The sequence below is a fragment of the Variovorax beijingensis genome (genome assembly GCF_003951285.1).
Taxonomy (GTDB): Bacteria; Pseudomonadota; Gammaproteobacteria; order Burkholderiales; family Burkholderiaceae_C; genus Variovorax; species Variovorax beijingensis.
This window is the reverse complement of record NZ_RXFQ01000005.1, coordinates 288,727-308,866: the sequence shown is the minus strand read 5'-3', so window position 1 is coordinate 308,866 and position 20,140 is coordinate 288,727. Positions and strand designations below refer to the sequence as shown.

The window sequence follows — 20,140 nt, the reverse complement described above, 5'->3', positions numbered from 1 at the left end:
AACATCGGCAACGCATGCAACACTGCGGCCCAAATTTCACCCCGGCGCCGCGGGGTTCATCGAAGGACGAAGATGCAGGATACCCTTGAAGAGAGCCGCTCGCAGCTGCGAACGCGCATCCTGGACTGGCTGGCCGGCCAGGCGCAGGCCATGCAAGAGCTGTTGCAGAAAGTGGTCGACATCGACAGCGGCAGCCGCAACGAAGCGGGCGTGACCGCCGTGGCCACGGCACTGCGCGAGCGCCTGGAAGCGGCCGGCGTGGCGGTGCAGTTCGAGCCCGTGCCGGGCTATGGCGTGCTGCTGCACGCGCAGGTGCCCGGGCCCGCCGAGGGCGCGCCGATCCTGCTCATGGGACACATGGACACCGTGTACCCGGCGGGCACCGCGGCGCGCCGGCCTTTCCGCGTGGAAGACGGGCGCGCCTACGGTCCCGGCGTGGCCGACATGAAGTCGGGCCTGGTGATGAACGTGTTCGTGGCCGAGGCTTTTGCGCGCTGCGGCGGGCTGAAGGCGCCGCTGCAGCTGTTCTTCTCGTGCGACGAAGAGATCGGCTCGGCCGCCACGCGCGACCGCATCATGGCCAAGGCGCGCGGCGCGCGGGCGGTGCTCAACGCCGAACCGGGCCGCGTCAGCGGCAACCTCGTCACCAGCCGCAAGGGCTCGATGGTGGTGGAGTTCGAGGTCGAGGGCGTCGCCGCCCATGCGGGCATCAACCACGCGGCCGGCGCCAGCGCGATCGAGGCGCTGGCCCGCAAGACGCTCGCGCTGCATGCCCTGACCGACCCGGCCACGGGCGTCACCGCCAACGTGGGCGTGGTGCACGGCGGCATCGTGCCCAACATGGTGGCGCCGCACGCCAAGGCCGAGCTGGACATGCGCTTCACCTCGGACACCGATCCGGACGAGCTGCTCGCGAAGGTGCGCGCCATCGTCGAGGAAGAGTCCGTGCCGCGCACCAGGGGCCGCGTCACCGAAGCGCGCCGCACCATGCCCATGAAGCCCACGCCCGACGAACTGCTGGCGCTTTACCAGCGCGGCGCCAAGGCACTGGGCTTCGAGGTGCAGGGAGAGTTCACGGGCGGCGCGGCCGACAGCGGCCTGACCGCCTCGGTGGGCGCACCGACGCTGTGCGGCACCGGCCCCGTGGGCGGGCACGCGCACACCGAGCGCGAGTACTGCGAGCTCGCCACCTTCGTGCCGCGCGCCCAGGCCGTGGCGCTGGCCATCTTCGACCACCCCTGATTTTTTGCCTTCGAGAGCAGATTCCATGCACCCCACACAACCCACTCGCCGCCACATCCTCAACGCCGGCCTGGGGCTTGGCCTTGCGGGCCTGGCTCCGCTGGCGGCGCACGCCGCCGACGACAAGTTCCCCTCGCGCCCCATCACGCTCGTGGTGCCGTTCCCTCCGGGCGGGTCGGTGGACATCATGGCGCGCCAGTATTCGGAGCCGCTGTCGAGCGTGCTGGGCGTGCCCATCGTGGTGGAGAACCGCGCCGGCGCGGGCGGCTCGGTGGCGTCGCAGATGGTGGCGCGCGCCAAGCCCGACGGCTACACGCTGGTGGTGTCGTCGCAGAGCAGCCACCTGGCCAACCCGCTCACGCAGCCCAAGGTGGGCTACGACCCCATCAAGGATTTCGAGAACATCGCCATCCTGGGCCGCCAGCCCAATGCGCTGGTGGTGCATTCGAGCCTGCCCATCAAGAGCTTCAAGGAGTTCATCGACTACGCGAAGAAGAACCCCGGCAAGCTCAACTACGGCAGCGGTGGCGTGGGCAGCATGGGCCAGCTCAACGTGGAGATGCTCAAGGCTGCCACGGGCGTGTTCACCACGCACATTCCCTACCGTGGTGGCACGCCGCTGATCACGGCGGTGCTGGCCAACGAGGTGCAGTTCATCCTCGACAACCTGGTGATCATGCTGCCGCACGTGCAGGCCGGCAGGGTGCGCGCGCTCGCCGTGGCGGCCGACCAGCGCCTGCCGCAATTGCCCGACGTGCCCACCATGGCCGAAGTGGGCTACCCGCAGCTCAACCTCAGCTCGTGGACGGGCCTGGCCGCCCCGGGCGGCACGCCGGACGCCATCGTGCAGACGCTGTACAAGGCCGTGCGCCAGGTGGCCACGTCGCCGGCCATGCAGGCCAGCCTCAAGGAGCGCGGCGTGATCGCGCCCGAGGAAATGACGCCCGCCGCCTTCGAGAAGATGATGTCCGAGCGCCTCGTCAAGTTTGGCGAGGTGGTGCGCAAGGCGGGGATCACGGCCGAGTAGCCAGCAAGCGAGCCGGGGGCGCGGCGCTACGCGTCGAGCGCTCCCGCATGCGCCCCGCGCCACCTGAAGCAGGCCTCGCGCACCTCGTCGACCAGCGCCGCCAGCGGCTCCGGCGCGCTGCTCCCTTCGGCGCGCTGGATCACGAAGCGCGCAGGCGGCAGCGGCGGCAGGAAGCTGCCCGGCGGAATGGAGCGCAGCAGGGGCGGCATGCCCGAAGGCGTCAGCACGGTGATCGCCAGGCCGGCGGCCGCCGCGGCCACCAGTGCGCCCGAGCCCTGCGCGGTCAGCACGACCTGCCAGTTCGTCGTGCCGTGCCCGGCCAGCGAGGCGAGCGCGGCTTCGCGGAACGGGCAGGGCTCCGACAGGAACGCGAGCGGGGCGGGCGCATCGGGGTCGAGCAGCGCCTTTGCCGAAAAGGTCCACACCAGCGGCTCCATCCAGAGCGTTTCGGTGTCGCTGCCGGCGTCGCAGACCGTGCCCACCATCAGGTCGAGCGAGCGCTGCCGCACCTGCTTGGCCAGCACCGTGCTGATGCCGCAGCTGATTTCCACATGCACATCGGGCCTGCGCTGGCGAAAGCCCGCGAGCGCGGCGAACAGCCATTCGCTGGGAAACCCCTCCGAGCATCCGAGGCGCAGCGTGGCCGGCGCATGGCGCGGCGCCGCAAGCCGCGAGACCGCCTGCTGCTGCAGCTCGAGGATGCTCCTCGCATAGCTCAGCAGCACGCTGCCCTGGGCCGTGAGCTGCAGCGAGCGGGTGGTGCGGTCGAAGACGCGGCAGCCCAGCTGCTCTTCGAGCCGCCGGATCTGCGCGCTCACGGCCGATTGCGTCAGGTGCATGGCATCGGCCGCGCGCGTCACGCTGCCATGGTCGGCCACCGAAACGAAGGCGCGCAGCTGTTGGGAGTCGAGCATGGGTTTCAGTGAAATTCGTTCTGAATGGCTGCAAATTATGTTGCTTGTGTGCAGGGTCCGTGCTGCCTAGCCTCGGCGTTCCGAACCACTCACCCTCTGCGCGCCATGAAAGAACTGCTTTACATCGAGACCTCGCCCAGGAAGACGCGTTCCGCCAGCATCGAAGTGGCCGGCGCCTTCATCGACGAAGTGAGGCGCATCCACCCGGCCTGCCATGTCACCACGCTGAACCCCTGGACGATGCAGCTGCCGGAGCTGTCGCAGGACATGCTCGACGCCAAGTACGCCGGCATCAACGGCGTGCCGCTGACCGATGCCCAGCAAGTGGCCTGGGACGAGGTCCGGCGCATTGCCGCGCCTTTCCACGCCGCGGACCACATCGTGCTGGCGATGCCGCTGTGGAACTTCGGCATTCCCTACAAGCTGAAGCACCTGATCGACTTGGTGTCGCACAAGGACGTGCTGTTCCGCTTCGACGCCTCGGGCCTGTCGGGCATGCTGCAGACGCGGCGCGCGACGGTGGTGTGCGCGAGGGGCCTGGACTACCCCTTGGGCAAGGACGGCTCCGCGCACGCGCTCGACTTCCAGCTGCCCTACATCGAGACCTGGCTGCGCTTCGTCGGCGTGCGCGAGGTGCGCTCCGTGGTGGTCGAGAAGACGCTGACGGGGCCGGAGGTCGATGCCGGCGCCAGGGCCGAGGCCAGGCGCCGGGCCATGGAGCTTGCCGAGGGGCTCTGAGGGCCTATGAGCGGGGCGGTTGCAGGGGCATGCGGAGCCTGACACCATGGCTGCATGACCACCTATCAACTCCACTACTGGCCCACCATCCAGGGGCGCGGGGAATTCGTGCGGCTCGCGCTCGAGGCGGCCGGTGCGGACTATGTCGACGTGGCGCGGCTGCCTGAATCGAAGGGCGGCGGGGAGTCCGCATTGGCCGACCGGCTCGACGACCCGGACATCGTCCGCCCGTCCTTCGCGCCGCCGTTCCTGATCGACGGCGACATCGTCGTGGGACAGACCGCGGCCATCCTGCTGTACCTCGGGCCGCGGCTGGGCCTGGCGGGCGTCGGCGAATCCGACGGCCTCTGGACGCACCAGCTGCAGCTCACCATCGCCGACGTGGTGGCCGAGGCGCACGACACGCACCATCCGATCTCCACCGGCGCCTACTACGAAGACCAGCGCGATGCGGCTGTGCAGCGCGCGCGGGCCTTCCGCGAAGAGCGGATTCCCAAGTACCTGAACTGGTTCGAGCGCGTGCTGCAGCGCAATCCCGCGGGGCCGTCGCACCTCGTCGGCGATGTGCTGACCTATGCCGACCTCTCGCTGTTCCAGCTGGTCGAAGGCCTGCGCTACGCCTTCCCGAAGTCCGCCGCCCGGGCGCTGGCCGCCACGCCCGCGGTCGAGAAGCTGCACGACAACGTCCGGCGCCGCCAGCGCGTGCACGACTACCTGCAAAGCCCGCGCCGCATCGCGTTCAACGAGGACGGGATCTTCAGGCGCTATGCGGAGCTGGATGGCTGAGGGTCACGCGGACTTGCCGCTCGCGCCGACGAACGGAATCGCGTGCTCGACGGTGTCCCAGATGAAACGGCCCGAGGGACTCTGCTGCTCCTCGACGATGTGTGCCACCAGCCCCGCGGCGCGCGAGATCACGGCAAAGCCGCGCATCACGCCGGTGGGCACGCCGATCTCGCCGAGCAGCGCGGCCACCGCGCCGGTCGCGTTGATGGTGATGGGGCGCCCGGCCACGGCGTCCACCGCGGCGGACAGGCGCTCCAGCGCCCGCACCTTGTGGCCGGCCAGTTCGGGCTCGGCGCGCGCCATGTCGAGCAGCTTGTAGGCGCGCGGGTCCACCGGCTTGTGCAGGTGGTGGCCGAAGCCGGGCACCGGGCTCTTGAGACCCTTGTAGTGGCGCGCGATGGCCATCGCCTCGGCATCCGGGTCGGCGGCGGCGCCGATGCGGTCGAGCAGTCCGGCGCAGTTCTCCATGGTGCCCACGAACGAACTGCCCACGGCCAACAGCCCGGCCGAGACGGCGCCCTGCAGGTTCTCGGGCGCGCTCATGTAGATCAGGCGCGTGGCAATGGCGCTGGGCGTGAGGCCATGCTCCATCAGCACCACCAGCACCGCGTCGGTGATGCGCAGGTCCACGCCGCGCGGCGTGCGGTCGAGGATCTGCATCAGCATCACCTCGGTGAAGGTCTTCTTGCCGAGCAGGTCTTCGACCAGGTCGGCCTCGCGGTAGTGCAGGCTGGTGAGCGTGTGGGTGCACAGGCGGGTGACGGGTTTCGCGGAAGTGGAAGTCATCGCGTGGTCTCTTTCATTCGGGAAGTGGCGGCGGGTGCCATGGCGAGTTCGCGCACGGCGCTCTTGAGCACCTTGCCCACGGGTGAGCGCGGCAGGGCCTCGTGGAAATGGATGTGCTTGGGCGTCTGCACCGGGCCCAGGCGCTCGCGCACGAAGGCGATCAGCTCGGCCTCGGTGGCGTGGCGGCCAGGGCGCAGCTGCACGGCGGCCTGCACCGCCTCGCCCCACTTGTCGTCGGGAATGCCGAACACGGCACATTCGTGCACGGCGGGGTGCTGGCCCAGCGCGTTTTCCACGTCCACCGGGTAGACGTTGAAGCCGCCCGTGATGACCATGTCCTTCAGGCGGTCCTTCAGGTAGAGGTAGCCGCGTTCGTCGATCAGGCCGCGGTCGCCGGTGTGCAGCCAGCCGTCCACCAGCGTCTCGGCGGTCTTTTCGGGCAGGCGCCAGTAGCCGCTCATCAGCAGGTCGCCGCGCGCCACCACTTCGCCCACTTCGCCCACAGGCAGCAGCCGTCCGTCCGGCGCCATGATGGCCACGTCGCTGAACCAGGCGGTGCGGCCCACGGCGGCCCAGTTGCGCTCGTCTTCGAAGTCCTCGGGACGCATCACGGTGAGGATCTGGGGCGCCTCGGTCTGGCCGTAGGTGGTGCCCAGCACCGGGCCGAAGAACGCGCGCACCTCGCGGATCTTTTCGGCGGGCATCGGCGCGCCGCCGTAGATCAGCCGGCGCAGGCGAGGAAAGTCGGCGCGCGACGCGCCCGGCAGCGCCATCAGCATGTAGACCAGCGTGGGCGGCATGAAGCACGTCGTGCCGCCGCGCTCGCGGAAGGCCGCGCGCACGGCCTCGGCGCCGGCCGCGGGCAGCACCACGTGGCAGCCGCCCTGCGCGAGGATGGGCAGCACGTAGGTCGAGGTGCCGTGCGTGATCGGCGCCGCCACGACATAGCGCTCGTGTTCGTCGAAGCCCCAGGCGTGGATCTGGTTGGCAATGTTCGCGAGCCACGCGCGGTACGGCTGCATCACGCCCTTGGGCGCGCCGGTGGTGCCGCCGGTGAACTTGATCGCCTGCGTGGCGTCCAGCGGCAGCGCGAATGAAGGACGCGGCGCGCCCGCGTGCCGGGCCGCCAGCGCCGCGATGGTGGCTTCGTGCTGCGGCGCCATGCCGGTATGGATGCGCGCGCCGGGCGCACCGTCGAGCAGCTCGGCGCAGGCGCCGTCGAGCACGAGGATCGAGGGTTCGGTGGCATCGACGATGCGGCGGATCTCGGGCCGCGTGCTCTGCGGATTCAGCGGCACCCAGACCTTGCCGCAGGCCAGCACCGCGAGCAGCGCGGCAATGTGCTCCGCGCTGTTCTTCGCGCAGATGGCCACGCGGCTTTGCGGCGCGGGGTCGATCGCGACCAGTGCGGCCGCCAGCGCCGCTACCTGCGCGGCCAGCGCCTGGTAGCGGAGGGTGCCCTCGGGCGCGTCGATGGCGATGTTGTCGGGCCAGCGCGCCGCGGCGCGCCAGAAGAAGTCGATGGGAAACATGGGTCGGTGTGCTCCTGTGCGGGCTTTCCTGTCGTCGTCACTCGGCCTTGGCGCCGGACGCCTTCACCACGTCGCGCCAGCGCCTGATCTCGGCCGCGGCAAAGCTGCGCATCTGCTCGGGTGTGCCGGGTTCGGGCGATGCGGCCAGGTCCTGCAGGCGCTGGCGCACGTCGGGCGCGGCCAGCACCTTGCCGAGCGCGGCGTTCAGGCGGTCGATCACGGGGCGCGGCGTGCCGGTGGGGGCCGCCAGGCCGAACCACGACTGCACGTCGAAGCCCGGATAGCCCGACTCGGCCAGCGTGGGCACGTCGGGCAGCAGCAGCGAACGCCGGGCGCTGGTGATCGCGAGCGCGCGCAGGCGCCCGCCCTGCACGTGCGGCAGGGCCGACGGCGTGTTGTCGAACATCGACTGCACCTGGCCGCCCAGCAGGTCGGTGACCGCGGGCGCGCTGCCGCGGTAGGGCACGTGCAGCATGTTGAGGCCGGCCCGCATCTTGAACATCTCGCCCGACAGGTGGATGGACGAGCCGCTGCCGGACGACGCGAAGGTGATGCCCTCCTTCGACTCCTTGGCGAAGCGCACGTAGTCGGCCACGCTCTTCACGGGCAGCGAGGGGTTCACCACCAGGATGTTGGGAATCTTCGCGATCAGGCCGATGGGCTCGAAGTCCTTGACCGGGTCGTAGCCCAGCTTGCCGTAGAGCGAGGCGTTGATCGTGTTCGCGATGGTGTAGACGTAGAGCGTGTAGCCGTCGGCGGGCGCGCGGGCCACGTACTCGGCGCCCACGTTGCTGTTGGCGCCGGTGCGGTTGTCCACCAGCAGGGGCTGGCCGAGCTGCTCGCCCAGCTTGACGGCGACGAGGCGCGCGATCACGTCGGTGGCGCCGCCGGCGGCGTAGCCGACCACGAGCTTCACGGGCTTGGACGGCCAGGGGGCGGCGGGCTGCGCCTGCAGCGGCAGCGCGGCGCTGCAGGCGAGGGCGGCGGCGAACGCCAGCCAATGCCGGCGGGGTGCGGAATACGAGCTCACTTCTTGTCTCCAGTTGGTATGCAATGCCTGTCGCGGGCTGCGTCCTGCCGTGCTGCGGCACACTGCGCGATGGCTCCGTCGACCAGGAAATTCTTTCGCATGCCCTCCCGAACCGTGAATAAGAATGTCCGCCAGCCGGACGTTTCGGCCCGCGCCGTGGCCGTGCGCGCACCCGGCACCGAGCCCGTCGACGACCCCGGCAGCCGCACGCTGCGGCGCGGCCTGCAGCTGCTGGACGCGGTGCTGGCCAGCGGCCGCGAAGGCCTGCGCGTGGTGGATCTGTGCCGCGCGGCCGGGCTGGAGCGCGCCACGGTGCACCGCCTGCTGGCCACGCTGGTGGAAAGCGGCTATGCCGCGCAGCGCGGGCGTTTTCGCTATGTGGCGGGGCCGCGGCTGGCGGCCATGGCACAACCCGCCGGCATGCCCAACATGGCGGTGCGCTTGCGTCCGGTGCTGGAGCGCGTGAGCGCGGCCTGCGGCGACGCGGCTTTCGCCATCGTGCGCGAAGGCCCGGCATCGCACTGCATCGCGCGCCATGTGGGCACGCATCCGGTGCAGATCCTGGTGATCCAGGTGGGCACGCGCCAGCCGCTCGGCGTGGGCGCGGCGGGCCTGGCGCTGCTGTCGGCGCTGCCCGACGACGAGGTCAATGCCGCCATCGCGGCCAATGCGCTTGTGCTCGGTCGCTACGGCGGCATGACGCCCGAGCGCATGGCGCTGCTGGTGCGCGCGACCCGCGAGCGCGGCTGGTCGGTCATCGGCAACCATGCCACCGACGGGGTGCTGGCGGTGGGCATGGCGGTGCGCAGCAGCGAAGGCGAGCCCGTGGCCGCGATCAGCGTGGCGTCGACGCTGGACCGCATGCCGCGCGAGCGCCAGCAGTTGATCGCGCGCTGGATGCGCGAGGCGCTGGCCGCGCTGTTGCCGGGCGGGCTGTGAGCCTGCAAGGTGCGGCTACGCGCCGCTCTCGTCTCCGTCGTCATTGCGAATGCGCAGCGCCGCCTCATACAACGCATTGCGCGGCGCACCGCTGATCTCGGCCGCGAGCCGCACCGCGGTCTTCACGGGCAGTTCGGCCAGCAGCAGGCGCAGCACGCGTTCGCCTTCGGCGCCGTCGTCGGCGGCCGCGGCCACGGGGTGCAGCACCAGCGCGAATTCGCCGCGCGTGCGGTCGCGGCCGGCTGCGAACCAGCCCGGCAGCTCTGCGGCGGCGACGGTCGCGATTTCCTCGAACTGCTTGGTGAGCTCGCGGCCGACGGTGATGCGGCGCTCGCCCAGTGTTGCGAGGGCGCGCGCCACGGCCTCGATGCGGTGCGGCGCTTCCAGCAGCACCACCGCGCGCCGTTCCTGCGCGAGCGCCAGCACGGCCGCGTCGCGCTCGCCGGCCTTGGTCGGCAGGAAGCCCGCGAACACGAAGGCGCTGCTCTCGTCGCCCGCCGCCACGAGGCCGGCGGCGCCGACCAGCGTGGTGACGCTGCTCGCGCCCGGCAGCGGCAGCACGCGCTGCCCGGCGCCGCGCACGGCGGCGACCAGCCGGGCGCCCGGGTCGCTCACGCCGGGCGTGCCGGCGTCGCTCACGTAGGCGATGCGCTCGCCCTGCGCGAGCCGGGCGACCACGGCCTGCGCGGCCTCGGCCTCGTTGTGCTGGTGCACGGCCAAAAGCTGGGCATTCGGCCGGTCGATGCCGTAGGCGCGCAGCAGGCTCTGCGTGTGGCGCGTGTCCTCGCAGGCGACGGCATCGACCAGCTGCAGCACGTGCAGCGCGCGCAGCGTGATGTCGGCCAGGTTGCCGATGGGCGTGGCCACCACGTAGAGCGTGCCCTGCGGATAATGCTGTGCACCCGAGGCATCGCGCGCGGCCGAAAGGGCGGCGCCGAAGGAAGCGGGTGCTAGTGAAGCCAAGGGGTTTCTCCGTAGGAACAAAAAAGAAGCGGGCAGGGAGCCAGCATGAAGACCATCACGACCAGGCATCGCGGCGATGCGGCGGAAGACGCCGCGCTCGACCACCTTCAATGCGCCGGCCTGGCGCTGGTAGCGCGCAATTATCGAACGCCCGGGCGCGGCGGCGGCGAGATCGACCTGATCATGCGCGATCCGCGCGACGCCACGCTGGTGTTCGTGGAGGTGCGCCAGCGCAGCAGCGGCACGCACGGCGGCGCCGGCGGCAGCATCACGGGGCTCAAGCAGCGGCGCATCGTGTTCGCGGCGCGCCACTACCTGAACGGGCTGCGAACGCTGCCGCCGTGCCGTTTCGACGTGGTGCTGGTCGAGGAGCGCATCACCTGGCTGCAGGGCGCGTTCGACGCGGGCGGGAACTGAAAGCGCGCCGCGGGCTCCACCCACACATTCATCCTCCCATCCATCGCAAACGTCTTGTTTCACCGCCCCCCGGTATCATCGCGCCCCATGCTCGAGCAACGGATTCAGCAACACTTCATCGACAGCGCCGACCTCAAGTACCAGGCCGGCCCCATCCTCAGCAAACCCATTTCGCAGGCCATGCAGGCCATCCTGGCGTGCGTGACCAGCGGCGGCAAGGTGCTGGCCTGCGGTGCGGGCGTCTCGGGCCTGCTGGCGGCGCAGTTCGCGGCGCAGTTCGTCGGCCGCTTCGAGCGCGAGCGCCCCGAGCTGGGCGCCATCGCGCTGCCCGGCGACACCACCGACCCGGCGGCCGACAGCGCCAACGCCATCGACGCCGACCGCTTCGCCCGCCAGGTGCGCGCGCTGGGCCAGGCCGGCGACGTGCTGCTGGTGCTCAGCGCCAGCGGGCAGTCGGCGGCCGTGCTGGCCGCGGTGCTGGCGGCGCACGAGCGCGACATGACGGTGGTGGCACTGCTGGGCAATGCCAGCGCCGGCCAGCCGGCATCGCCCGGCGCGGGCAGCAGCGGAACCGGCGGCGCCATCGGGCGCGCGCTGCGCGAAACGGACGTCCAGATCGGCGTGTCGCACGAACGCGCGGCACGTATCCACGAAGTCCACCTGCTCGCACTGCATTGCCTGTGCGACGGCGTGGATGCCCAGCTACTCGGAGAACAGGAAGCTTCCACATGACAACGACACCGTTCCAGCGCTTCGCCATTGCACTTGCCTCGGGAACCGTTCTGGTTGCCGGGCTTTCGGCCTGCGTGCCGCTCGTGGTCGGAGGGGCCGCGGCGGTGGGCGTGGGCATGGTGGCGACCGATCGCCGCAGTTCCGGCGCCCAGCTCGACGACCAGGGCATCGAGCTGCGCGCGGCCGCCCGCGTGCGCGAAATCGCCAACGACAACATGTACGTGAGCGTCACCAGCTACAACCGCCAGGTGCTGCTGACCGGCGCCGTGGGCAGCGAGGCCGACCGCCGCCGCGTCGAGGACGTGGTGCAGCGCGTGGACAACGTGCGCTCGGTGGTCAACGAGCTCACCATCGGCCAGCCCAGCACCTTCCAGGAACGCTCGAACGACCTGTTCATCAGCGGCAAGGTCAAGGCCTCGCTGCTCGATGCCAAGGACATCTTCGCCAATTCGTTCAAGGTGGTGACCGAACGCGGCGTGGTCTACCTGATGGGCATTGCGACGCGCCGCGAAACCGACCGCGCGACGGAAATCACGCGCGGCATCTCGGGCGTGCAGAAGGTGGTGCGCGTGGTCGAGGTGGTGAGCGAGGCCGAGCTGGCCAGCCAGGCGCAGCGCGGCGGCACGGGGGCGCCTGCCCCGGCGCCTGCGCCGTCGTCGGCGCCCGGGACTTCTTCATCGTCGTCGCGCGTGCCGCTGCCGCCGATGGAGCCGCTGCCGCCGGCCCAGCCCGGCGGCGCGACGGCCACGCCGGTGCGCTGACCCCTAAAAAAAGCCCGCTTCGCGCGGGCTTTTTTGTTTTTACTTGAGCCGGATGATCAGGCTCGACGTGTCCCAGCGCCGGCCGCCGGCTTGCTGCACGTCGGCATAGAACTGGTCGACCAGCGCCGTCACGGGCAGGCGCGCGCCGTTGCGCTTGGCCTCGTCGAGCACCAGGCCCAGGTCCTTGCGCATCCAGTCGACGGCAAAGCCGTAGTCGAACTTGCCGTCGATCATGGTCTTGCCGCGGTTGTCCATCTGCCAGCTCTGGGCGGCGCCCTTGCCGATCACCTCGAGCACCAGCTTCATGTCGAGGCCGGCGCGCTGGCCGAAGGCAATGGCTTCGGACAGGCCCTGCACCAGGCCCGCGATGGCGATCTGGTTCACCATTTTTGCCAGCTGTCCGGCGCCGCTCGCGCCCAGCAGCGTGACGGCGCGCGCGAAGGCGTCCATCACCGGCTTGACGCGCTCGAAGCTTGCCTTGTCGCCGCCGCACATCACGGTGAGTGCGCCGTTCTGCGCGCCGGCCTGGCCGCCGGACACCGGCGCGTCGATGAACTGCAGTCCGGCCGATGCCGCCGCATTCGACAGCTCGCGCGCCACGTCGGCCGAAGCGGTGGTGTGGTCGACCAGCACGCTGCCTTTCTTCATGCCGGCGAAGGCGCCGTTCGGGCCCAGCACCACCGCGCGCAGGTCGTCGTCGTTGCCCACGCAGCTGAAGACGATGTCGGCGCCCGCGGCCGCTTCGCGCGGGGTGGCGGCATGGCGGCCGGGCGCGCCGAATTCGGCGACCCAGGCCTCGGCCTTGGCCGGCGTGCGGTTGTAGACCGTGACCTTGTGGCCGGCCTTGGCCAGGTGCCCGGCCATCGGGCCGCCCATGACGCCAAGGCCCAGGAAGGCCACCGTCTGGGAGGGGGTGGATTCGTAGGTTCGGGGATTGATGCTGCTCATGGGCGAGAGCTTAAAGCCAACGCGGCGCCCGCGTCACCCGCGTCTACACAATCGCGAAATGCTCGGTGCCGGCGGAGAGGTCGGTGCTGCGCGCGCGCTGGCTGTTGAGCTTGATCTGCAGGCGCAGGTCATTGGCCGAATCGGCGTTGCGGATGGCGTCCTCGAAGGTGATCGAGTGGCTCTCGAACAGGTCGAACAGCGCCTGGTCGAAGGTCTGCATGCCCAGGTTGCGGCTCTTCTTCATGATCTCCTTGATCTCGCCCACCTCGCCCTTGAAGATCAGGTCGGAAATGAGCGGCGTGTTCAGCAGCACTTCCACCGCCGCCACGCGGCCCTGGCCGTCCTCGGTGGGGACCAGGCGCTGCGAGATCAGCGAGCGCAGGTTCAGCGACAGGTCCATCAGCAGCTGGGCGCGGCGCTCTTCGGGGAAGAAGTTGATGATCCGGTCCAGCGCCTGGTTGGCGCTGTTGGCGTGCAGCGTGGCCATGCACAGGTGGCCGGTTTCGGCAAAGGCCACCGCGTGCTCCATGGTCTCGCGGTCGCGGATTTCGCCCATCAGGATCACGTCGGGCGCCTGGCGCAGCGTGTTCTTGAGCGCGGCTTCCCAGCTGTCGGTGTCGATGCCCACTTCGCGCTGCGTGACCACGCAGTTCTTGTGCGGATGCACGAATTCGACCGGGTCTTCCACCGTCACGATGTGGCCGTAGGAGTTTTCGTTGCGCCAGTCGATCATCGCCGCCAGCGTGGTCGACTTGCCCGAGCCCGTGGCGCCCACCAGGATGGTGAGGCCGCGCTTGGTCATCGACACGTCCTTCAGCACCTGCGGCATGCCCAGGCCGTCGATGGTCGGCAGCTTGGCCGGGATCGTCCGCAGCACCATGCCGACCTTGCCCTGTTGCACGAATGCGTTCACGCGGAAGCGGCCGATGCCGGTGGGCGAGATCGCGAAGTTGCATTCCTTGGTGCGCTCGAACTCCGCCGTCTGGCGGTCGTTCATGACCGAGCGCGTGAGCGCCAGCGTGTGCTGCGCCCCCAGTGCCTGCTGCGACACCTTGGTGACCTTGCCGTCGACCTTGATCGCGGGCGGGAAGTCGGCGGTGATGAACAAGTCGCTGCCGTTGCGGCTCACCATGAGCTTGAGCAGGTCGTTGATGAACTGGCTGGCTTGATCGCGTTCCATGTTGCGACTCCTGATTCAGTGTGCCGTCATCGTTCGACGAACGCGGCGTTCAAAAGGGTATTCCTTTTCGGGGAACACCGCGGAACCGGCTTTGCCGGGCCGCAGGTGTTGCCCCCGGTAGGGGGTTGGCGTAGCGGCACGAAGTGCGCGCAGACTGGGGGCGAGCCGCATTCAGCCGGGGAAATTCTCGGGGATCTTGGCCTTGCCGCGCGCCTCGGCCGCCGAGATGGCATTGCGGCGCACGAGGTCGGTCAGGTTCTGGTCCAGCGTCTGCATGCCCGAGCCCTGGCCGGTCTGGATGGCCGAATACATCTGCGCCACCTTGGCTTCGCGGATCAGGTTGCGGATGGCCGGCGTGCCCAGCATGATCTCGTGCGCCGCCACGCGGCCCTGGCCGTCCTTGGTCTTGCACAGCGTCTGCGAGATCACGGCCTGCAGCGACTCCGACAGCATGGCGCGGATCATTTCCTTTTCCTCGCCCGGGAACACGTCGATGATCCGGTCGATGGTCTTGGCGGCCGACGAGGTGTGCAGCGTGCCGAACACCAGGTGGCCCGTTTCGGCCGCGGTCATGGCCAGGCGAATGGTTTCCAGGTCGCGCAGCTCGCCCACCAGGATGGCGTCCGGGTCTTCGCGCAGCGCCGAGCGCAGCGCGTTGGAGAACGACAGCGTCATCGGCCCGACCTCGCGCTGGTTGATCAGGCACTTCTTGGATTCGTGCACGAACTCGATCGGGTCTTCCACCGTGAGGATGTGGCCGTACTCGTTTTCGTTCAGGTAGTTGACCATCGCGGCCAGGGTGGTGGACTTGCCCGAGCCGGTGGGCCCGGTCACCAGCACCAGCCCGCGCGGCTTGAGCGCCAGTTCCGCGAAAATCTTGGGCGCGTTGAGCTGCTCCAGCGTGAGGATCTTCGAAGGAATGGTCCGGAACACCGCCGCCGCGCCGCGCGCCTGGTTGAAGGCATTCACGCGGAAGCGCGCGAGGCCGTCGATCTCGAACGAGAAGTCGACCTCCAGGAACTCTTCATAGTGCTTGCGGTGCGTGTCGCTCATGATGTCGTACACCATGGCGTGCACCGACTTGTGGTCGAGCGCATCGACGTTGATGCGCCGCACGTCGCCGTGGACGCGGATCATCGGCGGCAGGCCGGCCGACAGATGCAGGTCGGAGGCTTTGTTCTTGACGCTGAATGCCAGCAGCTGGGTAATGTCCACGGGGGTCCTCGGCTCGAGTTCGGTGACGTTTTGATACGATTTTGGAAGATTATGACGATGATTGGCGACGACCTCCAGCAAGTAAAGAGCCGGATCGCAAAGGCCTGCGCCGAACATGGGCGCAACCCGGCCGAGGTCCGGCTGCTGGCGGTGTCCAAGACCTTCGGGCCCGAGGCCGTGCGCGAGGCCCATGCGGCGGGCCAGCGGGCCTTCGGCGAGAACTACGTGCAGGAGGGGCTGGACAAGATCGCCGCGCTTTCAGACCTGCGCGCGGAACTCGAATGGCACTGCATCGGCCCTCTGCAGAGCAACAAGACGCGGCCCGTGGCCGAGCATTTCGACTGGGTGCACGGCATCGACCGGATCAAGATCGCCGAGCGTCTTTCGGCGCAGCGGCCGGCGCATCTGCCGCCGCTGCAGGTGTGCCTGCAGGTCAACGTGGACGGCGGCGCCAACAAGTCCGGCGTGCCGCCCGAAGAGGCGCTGCCGCTCGCGCGCGCTGTGGCGGCTTTGCCACATCTGCGGCTGCGCGGGCTCATGGCCATTCCCGAACCGGCGCCCGATTTCGCTGCGCAGCGCGAACTGTGCCTGCGCGCCCGCGCCGTGTACGACGCCATCCGCGCCGCCGGCATCGCGCTCGACACGCTCTCGCTGGGCATGAGCGCCGACCTCGAGGCGGCCGTCAGCGCCGGCAGCACGATGGTGCGCGTCGGCACCGCGATCTTCGGCCGCCGCTAGCTGCCCAGCGGGAGCCGCGCGCTGCTCTTGATTTCTTCCATCACCGCGTAGGTCCGCGTCTCCCGCACGCCCGGCAGTTGCCACAGCACCGTGCCCGCGAATTCGCGGTAGGCCGCCATGTCGGCCATGCGGGTCTTGAGCAGGTAGTCGAAGCCGCCCGCGACCATGTGGCATTCCATGATCTCGTCGCGCACCTGCACGGCCGCCTTGAACTGCTCGAACACGTTGGGCGTGGTGCGGTCGAGCAGTATTTCGACGAACACCGTGAGCCCGCGGCCGAGCTTGTGCGGATCGAGCCGCGCCTCGTAGCCCTGGATGAAACCGTCGCGCGTGAGCCGCTGCACCCGGGCCAGCACGGCGGTGGGCGAGAGCGCCACCGTTTCGGCCAGCTTGAGGTTGGTGATGCGGCCGTCTTCCTGAAGAATCTTCAGCAGCCGGAGATCGATGCGATCCAGATCCAGGTCGAGCATTGGTGAATTATCCGGCTGGCCCCATATTTTTTGGCAAAAGATTCGGCCTATATCCAAAGACCATAGGGGATGGAACCAAGGAACTGCCATGCACCTGCCCATCCCTTACCGCCCTGAAGCCGATGTCGTCTCGCACCGGCTCGCCTCGCTCGAAGGCGCGCTCGACTGGCGCGCCGCGGCCGCCGCCGCCACGCCCTGGGTGGAGGCGGTGCGCCGCCATCCGCCGCCGTTCTGGGCCATGGAAAGCCTGCTGCGCGAGTACCCGATCTCCAGCGCCGAGGGCCTTGCGCTGATGCGCCTGGCCGAGGCGCTGCTTCGCGTGCCCGATGCCGCCACGGCCATCGCGCTGACGGCCGACCAGCTGGGCCGGGCCGATTTCGAGGGCACGGCCGATTCCACGCTGTCGCGGCTGTCGTCCGCCGCCATCGCGATGTCGAAGAAATTCCTGCCCGAAGGCGACCATCCGCCCGGCCTCATGGCCAAGCTCGGCGCGCGCACGGTGGTGGCCGCCACGCTGCGCGCGGTGCAGCTGCTGGGGCGCCAGTTCGTGCTGGGCCAGACCATCGCCGAAGCCATGGACGAGGCCCGCTCGGCGCACCGCCGGCAGGGCGCGCTGCGCTTCAGCTACGACATGCTCGGCGAGGGCGCGCGCACCGACGCCGATGCGCTGCGCTACCTGGCCAGCTACACGCAGGCCATCGGCGCCATCGCGGCCGGTGCCGATGCGGCGCGCGGGCCCGAGCACAACGACGGCATCTCCATCAAGCTCAGCGCACTGCATCCACGCTACGAGGATGCGCAGCGCGAGCGCGTGATGCGCGAGCTGGTGCCGCGCGTGTGGCAGCTGTGCGAACTCGCGGCCGATGCCGGCCTCAACCTCACCATCGATGCGGAAGAGGTCGACCGGCTCGAGCTTTCGCTCGACGTGTTCGAGGCGCTGGCCGCGCGCGTGGCCGCCGAACGGCCGCAATGGCGCGGCTTCGGCCTGGCGCTGCAGGCCTACCAGACGCGCGCACTCGAACTGGTGGCGCACGTCACGGCGGTGGCGCGCCGGCACAAGCTGCGGCTGATGTGCCGCCTCGTGAAGGGCGCCTACTGGGACGCCGAGATCAAGCGGGCCCAGGAACTCGGCCTGCCGCACTACCCGGTCTTCACGCACAAGCACCACAGCGATGTCAGCTACCTGGCCTGCGCGCGTGCGCTGCTGTCGGCGCCCGATGCGGTCTATCCGCAGTTCGCCACCCACAACGCGGGCACCATCGCCGCCATCCTGCAGATGGCCGAGGCGGCCCAGGCGCCCTTCGAGCTGCAGCGACTGCACGGCATGGGCGAGGGCGTCTACCGCGAAGTGATGAAGAGCACCGCCGCGCCGGTGCGCGTGTACGCCCCGGTGGGCCAGCACAAGGACCTGCTCGCCTACCTCGTGCGGCGCCTGCTCGAAAACGGCGCCAACTCGTCCTTCGTGAACCAGCTCGGCGACGAGGACGTGGACATCGGCGAGCTGCTGATGTCGCCGCTCTGGCTCGAGGAGGCGAACCCCGCCTTGCCGCTGCCACCCGCGCTCTTCGGCCCGGCGCCGGCGCGGCGCAACAGCGAAGGCATCGACCTTGCCGTCGAGCCGATGCGCGCGCCGCTGCTCGCGGCGCTGGAGACCACCGCGGTGCCCGTTGTCGAACTGTTCGATGCTGCAAGCGCGGCCAAGGCCGTTGCCGCCAGCGCCGCCGCCTTCCGCAGCTGGCGCAAGACGCCGGTCGAGGCGCGCGCCGCCATGCTGCGCCAGGCCGCCGACGCGCTCCAGCGCGAGCTGCCGCGCTTCTGCGCGCTGCTGGTCAAGGAGGCCTTCAAGACCTGGGGCGACGCGGTGGCCGAAGTGCGCGAGGCCGTCGATTTCCTGCGCTACTACGCCGACGAGGCCGAGCGCATCATGCAGCCGGTGGCGCTGCCCGGCCCCACGGGCGAGAGCAACGAACTGCGGCTCACGGCGCGCGGCCCCTGGGTGTGCATCAGCCCGTGGAATTTTCCGCTCGCGATCTTCGCGGGCCAGGTGGCGGCCGCGCTTGCCACCGGCAACACGGTGCTGGCCAAGCCGGCCGAGCAGACCCCGGCCGTCGCGCTCGAAGCCGTGAAGCTGCTGCACGCCGCGGGCGTGCCGGCCGATGCGCTGCAGCTGCTGCACGGCCCCGGCGAAACGGTGGGCGCCGCGCTGGTGGCGGCGCCGGGCGTGGCGGGCGTGGTGTTCACCGGCTCGACCCAGGTGGCGCGCATCATCCACCGCGCGCTCGCTGCCAAGGACGGCCCGATCGTGCCGCTGATCGCCGAGACCGGCGGCATCAACGCGATGCTGGTCGATTCGAGCGCGCTGCCCGAGCAGGTGGTCGACGCCGTGGTGCAGAGCGCATTCCGTTCGGCCGGCCAGCGCTGCTCGGCCCTGCGGCTGCTGGTGCTGCACGACGGCATCGCCGATGCGGTGATCGAGATGATCCGCGGCGCGGCCGGGGAGCTGGCCGCCGGCGACCCGGCGCTGCTCGCGACCGACGTGGGGCCGGTCATCGATGGCGAGGCGGCCGGCAACATCCGGCGCCATCTGGAGCGCCTGGATTCGGAAGCGAAGCGCCTGCTCGCGCCGGCTTCTTATTCTTCAACCGAGGGCAACCTGATCGCCCCGCAGGCCTACGAGGTGCCCTCCATCGACAGCGTGACCAGCGAGATCTTCGGACCGGTGCTGCAGATCGCGCGCTGGGGCCAGGGCGACCTGCGCGACCCCGCGGAGGTGATCGATCGCATCAACGCGCTCGGCTACGGCCTCACGCTCGGCATCCAGACCCGCATCGATTCGCGTGCGCAGGCTCTCGCGGCGCGGGCGCACGTGGGCAACATCTACGTGAACCGCAACATCATCGGCGCGGTGGTCGGCGTGCAGCCCTTCGGCGGCGAGGGCCTGAGCGGCACCGGGCCCAAGGCCGGCGGGCCGCACTACCTGTACCGTTTCTGTGCCGAGCAGACGGTCACGGTCAACACCACGGCGGCCGGCGGCAATGCGGCGCTGCTGAGCGCGGTGGCCTGAAGCCGCCGTTCGTCTTCAGCGCAGGGAATTGCCGTCTTCTTCCGCGCGTGCGGACGATGACCGGCTGTCGAGCTCGTCGATCAGCGCGCCGTAGGCCGGGCTGGTGCGCAGCCGCGCATATTCGGCGGCGGCCTGCCGGTAGGCGGGGCTCGACGGATCGGCGCCCGCTTCGCCGTTTTGCTGCGCGGCCAGGCCGGAGCGGATCCACAGTCGCGTGTCCGCGGCCACGGCCGCGCGGCTGTTCGCCGACACCCGCGGCCCGGGCTGCGGCGAGCCCTCGGCATAGCCTTGCGTGGGAGCGCTCGCGAGCCACTGCCGGGCCTCGGCCGAGACGGCGGCCCGCGTGGTGGAGGAGGCGAACGGCACGGGCCGCGGATCGCCCTCCGCATAGTTGCCGGCAAGGCTCGGCGCGGCGGCCAGGCCCAGCAGCGACGAGACGGCGGCCGTGGCCAGGAGGCGGGTGCAAGAGCGGGTCATGGGATGGTTCCTTTCGATCGGTGGTTGGCCAGCCCACTCTAGAAACCGCAGTTCCCCGATCGATGACCCGGCGATGACCGTTTTGTCATGTTCGGCCAAACCTCTCTTGCATAACCGCCATCGCGGCGCGCATAAGACATGGCGCGGCGGGCGCGAGAGGTCTATCGTTGCGGCCATCCAT

The 20,140-nt window shown here is 70.0% G+C and carries 20 protein-coding genes; 10 read left to right on the top strand and 10 right to left on the bottom strand.

Annotation, left to right across the window (positions count from 1 at the left end; all coding sequences use genetic code 11):
- Positions 1–72 precede the first annotated feature (72 nt).
- Both EJO66_RS10820 and EJO66_RS10815 read left to right on the top strand, forming a co-directional pair.
- Positions 73–1,242 (top strand): M20 family metallopeptidase, encoded by a 1,170-nt coding sequence (locus EJO66_RS10820; RefSeq protein ID WP_124958871.1) that lies wholly within the window; start codon positions 73–75, stop codon positions 1,240–1,242.
- 25 nt (positions 1,243–1,267) lie between these two features.
- On the top strand, positions 1,268–2,269 hold the full coding sequence (locus EJO66_RS10815; protein ID WP_124958870.1) for a Bug family tripartite tricarboxylate transporter substrate binding protein: 1,002 nt from the start codon (positions 1,268–1,270) through the stop codon (positions 2,267–2,269).
- A gap of 26 nt (positions 2,270–2,295) precedes the next feature.
- Here EJO66_RS10815 and EJO66_RS10810 read toward each other — a convergent pair whose 3' ends face one another.
- A complete protein-coding gene (locus EJO66_RS10810; RefSeq protein ID WP_125965266.1) occupies positions 2,296–3,183 on the bottom strand; it encodes a LysR family transcriptional regulator in 888 nt (295 codons plus the stop codon).
- 105 nt (positions 3,184–3,288) lie between these two features.
- Between EJO66_RS10810 and EJO66_RS10805 the strand changes: the two genes are divergently transcribed.
- Both EJO66_RS10805 and EJO66_RS10800 read left to right on the top strand, forming a co-directional pair.
- A complete protein-coding gene (locus EJO66_RS10805; RefSeq protein WP_125965265.1) occupies positions 3,289–3,921 on the top strand; it encodes an FMN-dependent NADH-azoreductase in 633 nt (210 codons plus the stop codon).
- Between the two features lie 54 nt (positions 3,922–3,975).
- Positions 3,976–4,707 (top strand): glutathione S-transferase, encoded by a 732-nt coding sequence (locus tag EJO66_RS10800; protein WP_125965264.1) that lies wholly within the window; start codon positions 3,976–3,978, stop codon positions 4,705–4,707.
- Between the two features lie 3 nt (positions 4,708–4,710).
- On the opposite strand, the gene EJO66_RS10795 is transcribed toward EJO66_RS10800, so the two are convergent.
- Genes EJO66_RS10795 through EJO66_RS10785 form a run of 3 tightly spaced genes read right to left on the bottom strand, consistent with a single transcriptional unit; the run spans position 4,711 to position 8,055 of the window.
- Entirely contained in the window at positions 4,711–5,493 is a 783-nt protein-coding gene (locus tag EJO66_RS10795; protein WP_125965263.1) for a citryl-CoA lyase, read from the bottom strand.
- Complete coding sequence (locus tag EJO66_RS10790) at positions 5,490–7,025, bottom strand: class I adenylate-forming enzyme family protein (RefSeq protein WP_125965262.1); 1,536 nt, start codon at positions 7,023–7,025, stop codon at positions 5,490–5,492. The genes EJO66_RS10795 and EJO66_RS10790 overlap by 4 nt, the downstream gene beginning before the upstream one ends.
- 37 nt (positions 7,026–7,062) lie before the next feature.
- The gene (locus tag EJO66_RS10785; RefSeq protein ID WP_125965261.1) at positions 7,063–8,055 is read right to left on the bottom strand and encodes a tripartite tricarboxylate transporter substrate binding protein; all 993 of its coding nucleotides are present in this window, start codon (positions 8,053–8,055) and stop codon (positions 7,063–7,065) included.
- A 99-nt stretch (positions 8,056–8,154) separates the two neighbouring features.
- Between EJO66_RS10785 and EJO66_RS10780 the strand changes: the two genes are divergently transcribed.
- On the top strand, positions 8,155–8,994 hold the full coding sequence (locus EJO66_RS10780) for an IclR family transcriptional regulator (RefSeq protein WP_125965260.1): 840 nt from the start codon (positions 8,155–8,157) through the stop codon (positions 8,992–8,994).
- Between the two features lie 15 nt (positions 8,995–9,009).
- On the opposite strand, the gene rsmI is transcribed toward EJO66_RS10780, so the two are convergent.
- On the bottom strand, positions 9,010–9,957 hold the full coding sequence (gene rsmI, locus EJO66_RS10775) for a 16S rRNA (cytidine(1402)-2'-O)-methyltransferase (protein WP_124958862.1): 948 nt from the start codon (positions 9,955–9,957) through the stop codon (positions 9,010–9,012).
- Positions 9,958–10,002: 45 nt separating this feature from the next.
- On the opposite strand from rsmI, the gene EJO66_RS10770 reads away from it, so the two are divergent.
- The 3 genes from EJO66_RS10770 (at position 10,003) to EJO66_RS10760 (ending at position 11,867) form a co-directional block, all read left to right on the top strand.
- Positions 10,003–10,374, top strand: a complete 372-nt coding sequence (locus EJO66_RS10770; RefSeq protein ID WP_125965259.1) for a YraN family protein — start codon at positions 10,003–10,005, stop codon at positions 10,372–10,374.
- Between the two features lie 87 nt (positions 10,375–10,461).
- Positions 10,462–11,106 carry an SIS domain-containing protein gene (locus EJO66_RS10765; protein WP_124958860.1) on the top strand — a complete coding sequence of 215 codons (645 nt, stop codon included), beginning with the start codon at positions 10,462–10,464 and terminating at the stop codon, positions 11,104–11,106.
- The gene (locus tag EJO66_RS10760) at positions 11,103–11,867 is read left to right on the top strand and encodes a BON domain-containing protein (RefSeq protein WP_125965258.1); all 765 of its coding nucleotides are present in this window, start codon (positions 11,103–11,105) and stop codon (positions 11,865–11,867) included. Before EJO66_RS10765 ends, EJO66_RS10760 begins: the two co-directional genes overlap by 4 nt.
- Before the next feature lie 39 nt (positions 11,868–11,906).
- Here EJO66_RS10760 and EJO66_RS10755 read toward each other — a convergent pair whose 3' ends face one another.
- The 3 genes from EJO66_RS10755 to EJO66_RS10745 form a co-directional block, all read right to left on the bottom strand.
- Positions 11,907–12,815, bottom strand: coding sequence for an NAD(P)-dependent oxidoreductase (locus tag EJO66_RS10755; RefSeq protein WP_124958858.1), 909 nt, complete (start codon positions 12,813–12,815; stop codon positions 11,907–11,909).
- A gap of 43 nt (positions 12,816–12,858) precedes the next feature.
- Positions 12,859–13,995, bottom strand: coding sequence for a PilT/PilU family type 4a pilus ATPase (locus EJO66_RS10750; RefSeq protein ID WP_124958857.1), 1,137 nt, complete (start codon positions 13,993–13,995; stop codon positions 12,859–12,861).
- Between the two features lie 171 nt (positions 13,996–14,166).
- On the bottom strand, positions 14,167–15,210 hold the full coding sequence (locus EJO66_RS10745) for a type IV pilus twitching motility protein PilT (protein ID WP_021012685.1): 1,044 nt from the start codon (positions 15,208–15,210) through the stop codon (positions 14,167–14,169).
- A gap of 51 nt (positions 15,211–15,261) precedes the next feature.
- Between EJO66_RS10745 and EJO66_RS10740 the strand changes: the two genes are divergently transcribed.
- Complete coding sequence (locus tag EJO66_RS10740; RefSeq protein WP_124958856.1) at positions 15,262–15,948, top strand: YggS family pyridoxal phosphate-dependent enzyme; 687 nt, start codon at positions 15,262–15,264, stop codon at positions 15,946–15,948.
- Here EJO66_RS10740 and EJO66_RS10735 read toward each other — a convergent pair.
- A complete protein-coding gene (locus EJO66_RS10735; protein WP_124958855.1) occupies positions 15,945–16,418 on the bottom strand; it encodes an Lrp/AsnC ligand binding domain-containing protein in 474 nt (157 codons plus the stop codon). The genes EJO66_RS10740 and EJO66_RS10735 overlap by 4 nt on opposite strands.
- 88 nt (positions 16,419–16,506) lie before the next feature.
- Between EJO66_RS10735 and EJO66_RS10730 the strand changes: the two genes are divergently transcribed.
- Positions 16,507–19,482, top strand: a complete 2,976-nt coding sequence (locus tag EJO66_RS10730; RefSeq protein WP_125965257.1) for an L-glutamate gamma-semialdehyde dehydrogenase — start codon at positions 16,507–16,509, stop codon at positions 19,480–19,482.
- A 15-nt stretch (positions 19,483–19,497) separates the two neighbouring features.
- Here the strand turns inward: EJO66_RS10730 and EJO66_RS10725 are convergent, their stop codons facing one another.
- Positions 19,498–19,959, bottom strand: a complete 462-nt coding sequence (locus EJO66_RS10725) for a hypothetical protein (RefSeq protein WP_125965256.1) — start codon at positions 19,957–19,959, stop codon at positions 19,498–19,500.
- Positions 19,960–20,140: the final 181 nt, after the last annotated feature.

Coding starts and splice junctions, on each gene's coding strand:
- EJO66_RS10820 (WP_124958871.1), top strand. CDS start 73: ATGCAGGATACCCTTGAAGAGAGCCGCTCGCAGCTGCGAACGCGCATC.
- EJO66_RS10815 (WP_124958870.1), top strand. CDS start 1,268: ATGCACCCCACACAACCCACTCGCCGCCACATCCTCAACGCCGGCCTG.
- EJO66_RS10810 (WP_125965266.1), bottom strand. CDS start 3,183: ATGCTCGACTCCCAACAGCTGCGCGCCTTCGTTTCGGTGGCCGACCAT.
- EJO66_RS10805 (WP_125965265.1), top strand. CDS start 3,289: ATGAAAGAACTGCTTTACATCGAGACCTCGCCCAGGAAGACGCGTTCC.
- EJO66_RS10800 (WP_125965264.1), top strand. CDS start 3,976: ATGACCACCTATCAACTCCACTACTGGCCCACCATCCAGGGGCGCGGG.
- EJO66_RS10795 (WP_125965263.1), bottom strand. CDS start 5,493: ATGACTTCCACTTCCGCGAAACCCGTCACCCGCCTGTGCACCCACACG.
- EJO66_RS10790 (WP_125965262.1), bottom strand. CDS start 7,025: ATGTTTCCCATCGACTTCTTCTGGCGCGCCGCGGCGCGCTGGCCCGAC.
- EJO66_RS10780 (WP_125965260.1), top strand. CDS start 8,155: ATGCCCTCCCGAACCGTGAATAAGAATGTCCGCCAGCCGGACGTTTCG.
- EJO66_RS10770 (WP_125965259.1), top strand. CDS start 10,003: ATGAAGACCATCACGACCAGGCATCGCGGCGATGCGGCGGAAGACGCC.
- EJO66_RS10765 (WP_124958860.1), top strand. CDS start 10,462: ATGCTCGAGCAACGGATTCAGCAACACTTCATCGACAGCGCCGACCTC.
- EJO66_RS10760 (WP_125965258.1), top strand. CDS start 11,103: ATGACAACGACACCGTTCCAGCGCTTCGCCATTGCACTTGCCTCGGGA.
- EJO66_RS10755 (WP_124958858.1), bottom strand. CDS start 12,815: ATGAGCAGCATCAATCCCCGAACCTACGAATCCACCCCCTCCCAGACG.
- EJO66_RS10750 (WP_124958857.1), bottom strand. CDS start 13,995: ATGGAACGCGATCAAGCCAGCCAGTTCATCAACGACCTGCTCAAGCTC.
- EJO66_RS10740 (WP_124958856.1), top strand. CDS start 15,262: ATGACGATGATTGGCGACGACCTCCAGCAAGTAAAGAGCCGGATCGCA.
- EJO66_RS10735 (WP_124958855.1), bottom strand. CDS start 16,418: ATGCTCGACCTGGATCTGGATCGCATCGATCTCCGGCTGCTGAAGATT.
- EJO66_RS10730 (WP_125965257.1), top strand. CDS start 16,507: ATGCACCTGCCCATCCCTTACCGCCCTGAAGCCGATGTCGTCTCGCAC.
- EJO66_RS10725 (WP_125965256.1), bottom strand. CDS start 19,959: ATGACCCGCTCTTGCACCCGCCTCCTGGCCACGGCCGCCGTCTCGTCG.